General features: G+C 62.6%; 10 protein-coding genes. 4 read left to right on the forward strand and 6 right to left on the reverse strand.

Annotation, left to right across the window (positions count from 1 at the left end; translation table 11 throughout):
• Window positions 1–81 precede the first annotated feature (81 nt).
• Complete coding sequence (locus HP547_RS21830; protein WP_172219226.1) at window positions 82–2,928, forward strand: valine--tRNA ligase; 2,847 nt, start codon at window positions 82–84, stop codon at window positions 2,926–2,928.
• 117 nt (window positions 2,929–3,045) lie between these two features.
• The gene (rlmF, locus tag HP547_RS21835) at window positions 3,046–3,996 is read left to right on the forward strand and encodes a 23S rRNA (adenine(1618)-N(6))-methyltransferase RlmF (RefSeq protein WP_172287405.1); all 951 of its coding nucleotides are present in this window, start codon (window positions 3,046–3,048) and stop codon (window positions 3,994–3,996) included.
• Window positions 3,997–4,046: 50 nt separating this feature from the next.
• Here the strand turns inward: rlmF and HP547_RS21840 are convergent, their stop codons facing one another.
• Complete coding sequence (locus tag HP547_RS21840; RefSeq protein WP_003255106.1) at window positions 4,047–4,328, reverse strand: HU family DNA-binding protein; 282 nt, start codon at window positions 4,326–4,328, stop codon at window positions 4,047–4,049.
• A gap of 370 nt (window positions 4,329–4,698) precedes the next feature.
• On the opposite strand from HP547_RS21840, the gene yejK reads away from it, so the two are divergent.
• Window positions 4,699–5,706, forward strand: a complete 1,008-nt coding sequence (gene yejK / locus HP547_RS21845; RefSeq protein ID WP_172219215.1) for a nucleoid-associated protein YejK — start codon at window positions 4,699–4,701, stop codon at window positions 5,704–5,706.
• 25 nt (window positions 5,707–5,731) lie between these two features.
• On the opposite strand, the gene HP547_RS21850 is transcribed toward yejK, so the two are convergent.
• From HP547_RS21850 to HP547_RS21865, 4 genes are all read right to left on the reverse strand, one after another.
• Complete coding sequence (locus HP547_RS21850) at window positions 5,732–6,025, reverse strand: GIY-YIG nuclease family protein (protein WP_172219213.1); 294 nt, start codon at window positions 6,023–6,025, stop codon at window positions 5,732–5,734.
• Entirely contained in the window at window positions 6,018–6,494 is a 477-nt protein-coding gene (locus HP547_RS21855) for a nuclear transport factor 2 family protein (RefSeq protein ID WP_172219211.1), read from the reverse strand. The genes HP547_RS21850 and HP547_RS21855 overlap by 8 nt, the downstream gene beginning before the upstream one ends.
• Before the next feature lie 176 nt (window positions 6,495–6,670).
• Window positions 6,671–7,951: an MFS transporter gene (locus HP547_RS21860; RefSeq protein ID WP_172219209.1), complete on the reverse strand. Its 1,281-nt coding sequence runs from the start codon at window positions 7,949–7,951 to the stop codon at window positions 6,671–6,673.
• Between the two features lie 13 nt (window positions 7,952–7,964).
• Complete coding sequence (locus tag HP547_RS21865) at window positions 7,965–8,615, reverse strand: FadR/GntR family transcriptional regulator (RefSeq protein ID WP_172287406.1); 651 nt, start codon at window positions 8,613–8,615, stop codon at window positions 7,965–7,967.
• Between the two features lie 139 nt (window positions 8,616–8,754).
• Here HP547_RS21865 and HP547_RS21870 point away from each other — a divergent pair, with 139 nt between their 5' ends.
• Window positions 8,755–9,939: an alkaline phosphatase family protein gene (locus HP547_RS21870; RefSeq protein WP_172287407.1), complete on the forward strand. Its 1,185-nt coding sequence runs from the start codon at window positions 8,755–8,757 to the stop codon at window positions 9,937–9,939.
• A 62-nt stretch (window positions 9,940–10,001) separates the two neighbouring features.
• On the opposite strand, the gene hisC is transcribed toward HP547_RS21870, so the two are convergent.
• Window positions 10,002–11,039, reverse strand: a 1,038-nt coding sequence (gene hisC, locus HP547_RS21875; protein WP_172287408.1) for a histidinol-phosphate transaminase, incomplete at its 5' end; no start/stop codon positions are given.

Below are 11,039 nucleotides of genomic sequence, written 5' to 3' on the forward strand. Positions count from 1 at the left end.
AGCAGCAGCTTGTCGCCTGCGGCCCCCAGCTTGGTTATACTTCCCGGCTTTCCCGAATTAATGCACAGGGTCCCGCCGCGCATGGATAAGACCTACCAGCCGCACGCCATCGAAACTTCCTGGTACAACACCTGGGAGTCCGAGAACTATTTCGCCCCACAAGGTGCAGGCGAGTCCTACACCATCATGATCCCGCCGCCGAACGTGACCGGCAGCCTGCACATGGGCCACGGGTTCAACAACGCGATCATGGACGCCCTGATCCGTTTCCGCCGCATGCAAGGCCGTGACACCCTGTGGCAGCCAGGCACCGACCACGCCGGTATCGCCACCCAGATGCTGGTCGAGCGCCAGCTCGAGGCCAAGGGCCAGAACCGCCATGACCTGGGCCGCGAAAAGTTCCTGGACAAGGTCTGGGAATGGAAGGACCAGTCCGGCGGCAACATCAGCCGTCAGATCCGTCGCCTGGGCTCGTCGGTAGACTGGAGCCGCGAGCGCTTCACCATGGACGACGGTCTGTCCGAAGCGGTCAAGGAAGCCTTCGTGCGCCTGCACGAGGACGGCCTGATCTACCGCGGCAAGCGCCTGGTCAACTGGGACACCAAGCTGCACACGGCCATCTCCGACCTCGAAGTGGAGAACCACGACGAGAAAGGCCACCTGTGGAACCTGCGCTACCCGCTGGCCGACGGCGCCAAGACCGCCGAAGGCAAGGACTACCTGGTCGTTGCCACCACCCGTCCGGAAACCCTGCTGGGTGACGCCGCCGTTGCGGTCAACCCAGGTGACGAACGCTACCAGGCACTGATCGGCAAGTTCGTCGAACTGCCCCTGGTCGGCCGCCGCATCCCGATCATCGCCGACGACTACTGCGACCCCGAGTTCGGTACCGGCTGCGTGAAGATCACCCCGGCCCACGACTTCAACGACTACGAAGTCGGCAAGCGCCACAACCTGCCGCTGCTGAACATCTTCGACAAGAACGCCTTCGTGCTGGCCAGCGCCCAGGCGTTCAACCTCGACGGCAGCATCAACGAGCAGGTCGACACCAGCCTGCCGGCCCAGTACGCCAATCTTGACCGCTTCGTCGCGCGCAAGCAGATCGTCGCCGACCTGGACGCCCAAGGTTTGCTGGTGAGCATCGACGACCACGCTCTGAAAGTGCCGAAGGGCGACCGTTCGGGCACCGTGATCGAGCCGTGGCTGACCGACCAGTGGTACGTCTCCACCAAGCCGCTGGCAGAACCTGCCATCGCTGCAGTGGAAGATGGCCGCATCCAGTTCGTGCCCAAGCAGTACGAAAACATGTACTTCTCCTGGATGCGTGACATCCAGGACTGGTGCATCAGCCGCCAGCTGTGGTGGGGCCACCGTATCCCGGCGTGGTACGACGAGGCCGGCCAGGTGTATGTCGGCCGCAACGAGCAAGAGGTGCGCGCCAAGCACAACCTGGGCGCCGACGTGGTCCTGCGCCAGGACGACGACGTGCTCGACACCTGGTTCAGTTCGGGCCTGTGGACCTTCTCCACCCTGGGCTGGCCGGAGCAGACCGAGTTCCTCAAGAAGTTCCACTCCACCGATGTACTGGTGACTGGCTTCGACATCATCTTCTTCTGGGTTGCGCGCATGATCATGCTGACCATGCACCTGATCAAGAACGAGGACGGCACTCCGCAAGTACCGTTCAAGACCGTGTACGTGCACGGCCTGGTGCGTGACGGCCAGGGCCAGAAGATGTCCAAGTCCAAGGGCAACGTGCTGGACCCGCTGGACATCGTCGACGGCATCACCCTCGACGCCCTGCTGGAGAAACGCACCAGCGGCATGATGCAGCCAAAGCTTGCCGAGAAGATCGCCAAGCAGACCAAGGCCGAGTTCCCCGAAGGTATCGCCAGCTACGGCACCGACGCCCTGCGCTTCACCTTCTGCTCGCTCGCCTCGACCGGCCGCGACATCAAGTTCGACATGGGCCGCGTCGAAGGCTACCGCAACTTCTGCAACAAGATCTGGAACGCCGCCCGCTACGTCCTGGACAAGGGCGAGGACTGCGGCCAGAACGGCGAAGCCTACGAGCTGTCGCTGGCTGACCGCTGGATCATCTCGCAGTTGCAGCGCACCGAAGCCGAAGTGACCCGCCAGCTGGAGCAGTTCCGCTTCGACCTGGCCAGCCAGGCGCTGTACGAGTTCATCTGGAACCAGTACTGCGACTGGTACCTGGAGCTGTCCAAGCCCGTACTGTGGGACGAGAATGCCCCGGTCGAGCGCGCCCGTGGCACCCGTCGCACCCTGGTGCGCGTGCTGGAAGTGGCGCTGCGCCTGGCGCACCCGTTCATGCCGTTCATCACTGAAGAAATCTGGCAGCGCATCGCGCCGCTGGCCGGCATCGAAGGCAAGACCATCATGCTGCAGCCGTGGCCAGTGGCCAATGAAGCTCGCATCGACGCCGCTGCCGAAGGCGACATCGAGTGGCTCAAAGAGCTGATGGTCGGCCTGCGCAACATCCGCGCCGAAATGAACATTGGCCCGGGCAAGCCGCTGCCGCTGTTCCTGAAGAACGCCAACGCCGACGACCAGCGCCGCCTGCAGGAAAACGAGGCACTGCTGAAGAAGCTGGCCAAGGTCGAGTCGTTCACGGTACTGAGCGATGCCGACGAAGCGCCGCTGTCGGCCACCGCCCTGGTAGGTGACCTGCAGGTACTGGTGCCGATGGCCGGGCTGATCGACAAGGATGCCGAGCTGGCGCGCCTGAACAAGGAAATCCAGCGCCTGCAAGGCGAAGTCCAGCGTGTCGGTGGCAAGCTGTCCAACGCGGCCTTCGTCGACAAGGCACCGCCTGCGGTAATCGAGAAAGAGCGCGCCAAGCTGGCCGAGTCCGAACAGGCCCTGGCCAACTTCACCGAGCAGCATGCGCGGATTGCAGCGCTGTAACCAAAAGTGAAGCCATAGCGGGCTGCTGCGCAGCCCATCGCCGGCAAGCCGGCTCCCACAGGAAAGCACCGTACCTGTGGGAGCCGGCTTGCCGGCGATGCTTTTCAGGATCCGACCATGACCGAAAAACCCACCCTGCACCCGCGCAACCGCCACCAGGGCCGCTACGACTTCCCCAGCCTGATCAAGGCCCACCCTGACCTGGCGCGGTTCACCATCACCAACCCACACGGCAAACCCAGCATCGACTTCGCCAACCCCGAAGCCGTGCGGGTGTTCAACCGCGCCCTGCTCAAGGCCCAGTACGGCATCCAGCACTGGGACATTCCGGCCGATTATCTGTGCCCACCGATCCCCGGCCGCGCCGACTACATCCACGTGGCCGCCGACCTGCTGGCTGACGATAACGCCGGTGAAATCCCCAAAGGCGCCCAGGTGCGCGTACTGGACGTTGGCGTAGGAGCCAACTGCATCTACCCGCTGCTGGGCCACAGCGACTACCGTTGGCGTTTCCTCGGTTCGGACATCGACCCGGTAGCCCTGGCCTCGGCCAAGGCCATCATCCAGGCCAATGGCCTGGCCAAGGCCATCACCCTGCGCCTGCAGGCCAAGCGAGCGCACATCCTCACCGGCCTGCTGCAGGACGACGAACGCTTCGACCTGACCCTGTGCAACCCGCCCTTCCATGCCTCGCGCGATGAAGCCACTCGTGGCAGCCAGCGCAAGTGGAAGAACCTTGGCAAGCAGGACCCCAAGCGCAAGCTGCCGGTGCTGAACTTCGGTGGCCAGAACAACGAGCTGTGGTGCGAGGGCGGCGAAATCCGCTTCGTTACCCAGCTCGCGGGAGAAAGCGTGCAATACGCCGAGCAGGTACTCTGGTTCACCAGCCTGGTGTCCAAGGCCAGCAATCTGCCGGGGATCGAGGCTGCACTCAAGAAGGCCGGCGCCAAGGCCGTGCGCATTGTCGAAATGGGCCAAGGGCAGAAGCAGAGCCGCATGGTCGCCTGGAGCTTCCATGACGACGCTGCGCGCCAGGCCTGGCGCACCCGCAGTAAATCACAGGCATGAAAAAACCGCGCCCGGGCAAGCCGGGCGCGGTTTCGTCAAAGCGTCAACAATTACTTGTTGATAGCGTCGGTCAGCACTTTGGCTGGTACGAACTTGACGACTTTCTTGGCAGCGATTTCGATGGCAGCGCCAGTCGAAGGGTTGCGGCCGGTACGGGCAGGACGCTCGGAGACTTTCAGCTTGCCGATGCCTGGCAGAGTGATTTCAGCGCCGTTTTCCAGCTGGTCGGCAACGATCTGGCCCAGTTGCTCCAGCGCGTTTTTGGCGGTGGCTTTTGGCGCGGCGATCGATTCGGCGATGTCGGCAATCAGTTGGTCTTTGGTCAATGCCATGGTGATGTTCCTTCCCTATCAAATTCGATGGTTATGCAGCGAACTACGACGTTATCGGGCCAGCCCCTGTAAGTGGAGGGCCGCGCCAATCCCGTATCTAGATACGTAAATCGGCGTTTGGTTCGACACGACGACAGCACGCTGCCAGCAATGCGCCACACGAGGTGCACAAGACCGCGCAAAGCTACCACAGGAACGGATAAATATCCGCTGCGCACTTCGATTTAATGCAGGTTTTTCGGGGGTTTTAGCCTTAATCGCACAAATTTGAACAAAAAACGAACAACCGGCATTTCTGCCAACATCCGGCCACTGCACCACCTTGTGTCTGGGTTAAACTTGACGACTTTTGCAGCTCGCCGAGAATCCCATGCCAATCCGTCATTGCATCGTTCACCTGATCGACAAAAAGCCTGATGGCAGCCCCGCCGTGCTGCATGCCCGCGATAACGAACTGGCCGCTTCCGATGCCATCGAAAACCTGCTGACCGACCTCAACGACAGCTATAACGCCAAGCAAGGCAAGGCCTGGGGCTTTTTCCACGGCGAGTCTGGTGCGTACCCGCTGAGCGGCTGGCTGAAGCAATACCTGGAAAAGGAGAAAGACTTCACCGCGTTCAGTCGCGTGGCCGTGGAGCATCTGCAAAAGCTGATGGAGGAGTCGAACCTGTCCACCGGTGGCCACATCCTGTTTGCCCACTATCAGCAAGGCATGACCGAATACCTGGCAATCGCCCTGCTGCACCACAGCGAGGGTGTGGCGGTAAACGCCGAACTGGACGTGATGCCTTCGCGCCATCTTGACCTGGGCCAACTGCACCTGGCGGCGCGCATCAATTTGTCGGAGTGGAAGAACAACCAGAATTCCAAGCAGTACATCTCGTTCATCAAAGGCAAGAACGGCAAGAAGGTCTCGGAGTATTTCCGCGACTTCATCGGCTGCCAGGAAGGCGTTGATGGCCCGGGTGAAACCCGCACCCTGCTCAAGGCCTTTAGTGATTTTGTCGAGAGCGAGGACTTGCCCGAAGAGTCCGCGCGCGAAAAGACCCAGACCCTGGTCGAGTACGCCACTGCGCAGACCAAGATGGGCGAACCGGTGACCCTGGAAGAGCTGTCGAGCCTGATTGACGAGGACCGCCCCAAGGCGTTCTACGATCACATCCGCAACAAGGATTACGGCCTGTCGCCGGAAATCCCTGCGGATAAACGCACCCTTAACCAGTTTCGCCGCTTTACCGGGCGCGCCGAAGGGCTGTCGATCAGCTTCGAGGCGCATCTGCTGGGGGACAAGGTGGAGTATGACGAGGAAGCCGGGACCTTGATCATCAAAGGGCTGCCGACCACCTTGGTGGACCAGTTGAAACGACGCAAGGACTGATGGCCCTGGGGGCTGCCTTGCAGCCCTAAATCATGCAAGAAGCATCATAGGAGGCGACCAACGCCTCCTTCGCCGACTTGCGCAGCCGCTTCACCAGCCGCTCCTGCCGCAACGCCTCACCCTTGTCCGGCCACTGCTCCACATACACCAGCGCCTGGGCCGGGCTGGTCTTGAAGTACCGCGCCCCCCGCCCCTTCTGGTGCGCGGCAAAGCGCCGCTGCGGGTCGTCACTGATACCGCAATACAACGAACCATTCGCCGCCCGTACCAGATAGACAAACCAGGGTTTGCCTATGGCATGCACGACGACCTCACTCACCACGGGCCTGCTGAAATGCCCGCAGGCCCTTGAACGCTTGCTGGCGGACCTTGTTCTGCACCAGCGGCGACCAGCCGAGCAGCACCCCGGGCACGCCCAGCGCTTGCCGTGACCAGCGCCACAGGTCGAAGCTGTCGTCGTGCTGGCAGATCAACCCATCACGAATCACAAAGCGCGCCTGGATGTCATTGACCACGACACGGCCGGTCTGGCTGAACAGGTAAGTCGCCACCCAGTGCGCACCACCACCACGTTCGTCGGCGCGGACGCTGTCGAACGCAAGGGTGAAGTCTGTGGCACGGCTGGTGAGCATGCGCCACATGTCACCCGCGTCCTTGCCGCGCAGGGTGCCGAAGACCGGGTCGCTGAAAACGACATCATCGCTGTAGCAGGCCACCATGGCCTCGGCGTCCAGGCGCTGGAAGGCCTGGTAGAAACGGGTGATCAGGTCGCGGTTGGCGTCGCTCATGGGCGGGTCCGTGCTGGGATCGAAAGCAGCACGATAATCTGCCCCGACGGCTTACGCCAGTGCCGGCCTCTTCGCGGGTAAACCCGCTCCCACAGGAAAGTGACAGGCCCAGAGCAGGCACAGATTCTGTGGGAGCGGGCTTACCCGCGAAGAGGCCGGCACTGCCAACATTTTCCTCAAACCCTCTCGCTGGTCACCTGCACATGCAAAGCACGCCCGGCACCCAACCCGAACACGATGGCGCCAATCCCCAGCACGGCAAAAATCCAGCCCACCGCCGCCCAGCCGCCGGTCATGTCATGTACCAGCCCTACTGCAAACGGCCCCATGGACGCCAAGGTGTAACCTACGCCTTGAGCCATGCTCGACAGGTTCGCCGCCACATGAGCATCTTTCGAACGCAGCACGATAAGGGTCAGCGCCAGGGCAAAGGTCCCCCCCTGCCCCAGGCCCAGCACCACCGCCCAACCCCATAGCCCCGAAATCGGCGCGTACAGGCAACCGAACAAGCCCGCCAAGGTGATCAGCATGACCATCACGATCGCCAGGCGCTGATCCTTGCCGCGGGTCGCCAGCCAGGGTGCGCTGAGGGAACTGACCAATTGCACGATCACCGACCCCGACAGCACCAGCCCCGCCTCTGTAGGGCTCAGGCCGCGGCCGATCAGGATCGATGGCAACCAGCCAAATACTATGTAGGCCAGCGACGACTGCAGCCCCATGTACAGGGTCACCTGCCAGGCCAAGGGGTCACGCCACAGGCCGCGCACCCGGTAGGCTACTTTGTGCAAGCCATGCCCCTGACGGGCCTGTGGCAGCCACACCAGCATGGCCAGCAAGGCCGGGAGCACCCAGAAGCCCAGCCCCACCGCCCAGCTGTCGTCGAAATGCTGCGCCAGGGGCACAGTAGCCCCGGCAGCCATGGCCGCGCCCAGGCATAGCGCCATGGTGTACACGCCAGTCAGGGTGCCAGCGTGCTGGGGGAAATCGCGCTTGACGATACCGGGCAGCAGCACGCCGATGATACCGATGCTGGCTCCCGCCATCAGGCTACCAAGGAAAACCCCGGCGGCCCCCAGGGTACTGCGCACGACAATCCCCAGCGCCAAGGTGAGCAGAATGCCCACGATCACTCGCTCACTGCCAAAGCGCCGCGCCAGCAGCGGCGCCAGCGGGGCGAACAAGCCCAGGCACAGCACCGGCAAGGTGGTCAGCAAGCCTGCCTGCGACGCACTCAGCCCCAGGCCTTCGGAGACCTGGCCCAGCACCGGCGCCATGCTCGACAACGCCGGACGCAGGTTCAAGGCCACCAGCACCAGGCCGAGCAACAGCAACCAGGGCCTGCGCAGCAGCACCGGCTGTTGCTGGACCTGCTCGTCGTCGGCTTCAGCGTCGATCAGCAGCTCATCGAGATCGCGCGGGTCGGGCGGGGTATTGCGAGTGATGGATTCAGCCATGGCCTTCTCGGGGTCAGGATTCGATGAGGGTACGGCTCAGGCGCTTGGCCCGCTCCGCGTCGCGTTGCTCGATGGCGTCGAGGATCTGTCCATGCAGGTCGAACGTGGCCTGGCAACGCGGCACGGTCGCCATGTTCTGCTGCAGCGCGGCAGCGACCACCCCGGAAAAGTAGCGGTACAGCTCACTTAACGCCGGGTTGTGAGCGGCATCTACCAGCCGTTGGTGAAACACCAGGTCGCAGGCCACATAAGCGTCGACATCACCATGAAAATGCCCGGCACTGCTGCCTAAGGCATCGCGCAGTGCTTGCAGGTCGGCAGCGGTACGGCGCAGGGCCGCCAGGCCAATCGCTTCGGTTTCCAGGATATGGCGGGTTTCCCGGGCCTGCTCGGCACTGCAGCGCGACATCGCCTGCACCGCTTGCAGCGGGTCCTGGGCGGTGCGCAGGTAGCTGCCGTCGCCTTGACGGATTTCCACCAGGCCGCTGAAGGCCAGCACCCGCATGGCTTCGCGCACGGTATTGCGGCTGATGCCAAGCTGCAAGGCCAGTTCCGGCTCGGTTGGCAGACGCTGCCCTACCTGCCAGTCGCCCTGCAGAATGCGCTCGCGCATCGATTCCACAGCCAATTCGACCAAGGAACGCCTGGTCAGCTCTGTACCCATCCCACTCAACCAATCATCCGATGAATTGCTGCAGCTTACTGGATCCCGGTCAATGGCGTAAACCACCTGTCATTTTTGCCAGTTGTGGAGAATACGCTTTGTTGCAACGCTCGCAGCATACCTTCAAGGATGCCTTTGCATGCGACGAGCGAGCCTGCTGCTATTGATGTTCCTCACCTTGCTGCCCGGTTGTGATCCGGCGCAACAGCGCAGCCGCCCGAAGGCTTTGTTCATTGGCCTGGACGGTGTGCAACTGGAGCGATACCTGCTGCTGGGTGACGCCACCCACCTAAGGCAGCGGCTGTATTACGGCAAAGCCTACGCTGGCGGGGTCAACGGCAGGGGCAGCGAGCAGCCGACCCTGAGCGGCCCAGGCTGGGTGACGCTGCTGACCGGCGTGTGGAGCAACAAGCATGGCGTTACCTCCAACGACGAATCATTGCGGGTTGACCGGGCGTTCCCCAGCCTGTTCAGGCGGCTGCGCATGGCCATGCCCAACGCCTACCTGGCCAGCGTGGTCAACTGGTCGCCGCTGAATACGGCATTCATGCTGGAAGATGCGCATGGCGCAGATGTGCGTGAAAGTGGTTTATCGGATGAGCAGGTGATCGAGCGTACGCTGCAGATCCTTGGCAACACGCCCGCGGACTTCACCTTCATCCAGCTCGACGAACCGGACCAGGCCGGCCACGACAGAGGTTTTGGTGATCGTTACCAGCGCGCGCTGCGCAAGGTCGACAACCAGATTGGCCAGTTGCTGGACAAGGTCGATGAGCGGCGGCGCAGGTATCCGCAGGAAGACTGGCTGGTGATGGTCAGCACCGACCATGGCCGCGACTACTGGGGCAAAGGCCACGGCGGGCTGTCGGAACAGGAAAAGACCATCTTCATCGCCAGCAACAAGCCGCTGAACCAGGAGTTTACGCAACCCGGCATTCCTGCGGAAAACCCCGGCCCGAACCACCTGTACAGCCTGCCCGCGCAAACCTCGGTTGCACCGACCCTATTGCGCCACATGGGGTTGAAACTGCAGCCGGACTGGTTACTGGACGGGACGCCCTTGCTGGGAAACACCGGGGTGCGCAAGGCACGGGCGGATGAAAGCAAAGGGCAGCTGCGCTGGAACAGTAACGCCAGCGGCCATCTGAGCATTTTGAAGAACGGGCATGTGGTGGCGCAGGTGCCGGCCGCAGGCGGGCAATGGCGCGATCCGGAGGGGATGAAGCAGCAGAACGACTATGTGCTGGTGCTCGACGGAACACCGGCGGCGGTACGCAACAGGCCAGAGCCCAAGGCGGTTGTCATCGAAGAAAGCGGCTATTGAACATCGTGGCAGCGGCCTTGCGTCACGATTGGCGTGCAAGGCCGCTGCCACAGGGACTGCCGTCAGTTCAACGCATCAAGGAGCGCCTGGTTCATCTCCGGCGTGCCAATGGTGATCCGCAGGAACTGGGCAATACGCTGCTGCTTGAAGTGGCGCACGATCACCCCTTGCTCGCGCAAACGGGCCGCCAGCTCAGCGGCGTCCTGCTGCGGGTGACGGGCAAAGATAAAGTTGGCCGCCGATGGCAGCACGTCGAAACCTTTGGCCTGCAATTGACCAACCAGCACTTCGCGACTGTCGATCACCTTGCGACAGGTAGCCTCGAAGTACTCGCGGTCCTCGAACGCCACCGCAGCACCGACGATCGCCGCACGGTCCAGCGGATAAGAGTTGAAGCTGTTCTTGATCCGCTCCAGCGCCTCGATCAGGTCCGGGTGACCCACTGCCAGACCAACCCGCAGGCCGGCCAGCGAGCGCGATTTCGACAAGGTCTGGGTGACCAGCAGATTGTCGTAGCGGTCCACCAGGCTGATGGCTGTTTCGCCACCAAAATCGATATAGGCCTCATCCACCACAACCACCGAATCACGGTTGGCTTGCAGCAGCTGCTCCACCGCCTGCAACGGCATCAGGCAGCCAGTCGGCGCGTTGGGGTTGGGGAAGATGATGCCGGCGTTGGGCTTGTTGTAGTCACCAATGCGGATCTGGAACTGCTCGTCCAGCGCCACCTGTTCGAAGGCGATACCGTACAGGCCGCAGTAAACCGGGTAGAAGCTGTAGCTGATGTCCGGGAACAGCAGCGGGGCATCGTGCTGGAACAGGCCGTGGAAGATGTGCGCCAGCACTTCGTCCGAGCCATTGCCGACAAATACTTGCGCCGCAGTCACGCCGTAATACTCGGCGACCGCCTGCTTGAGCCGGTCGCCGTTCGGGTCTGGATAAAGGCGCAGATTGTCGTTCAGCTCGGCGCGCATGGCCTCCAGCGCCTTGGGCGACGGGCCGTAGGGGTTTTCGTTGGTGTTCAGCTTGACCAGGCGGGCCAGTTTGGGCTGCTCGCCCGGCACGTAAGGCACCAGGTCCTTGACGAAGGGGCTCCAGAA

Source organism: Pseudomonas sp. CM27 (genome assembly GCF_013179515.1).
In the GTDB taxonomy this organism is placed as follows: Bacteria; Pseudomonadota; Gammaproteobacteria; order Pseudomonadales; family Pseudomonadaceae; genus Aquipseudomonas.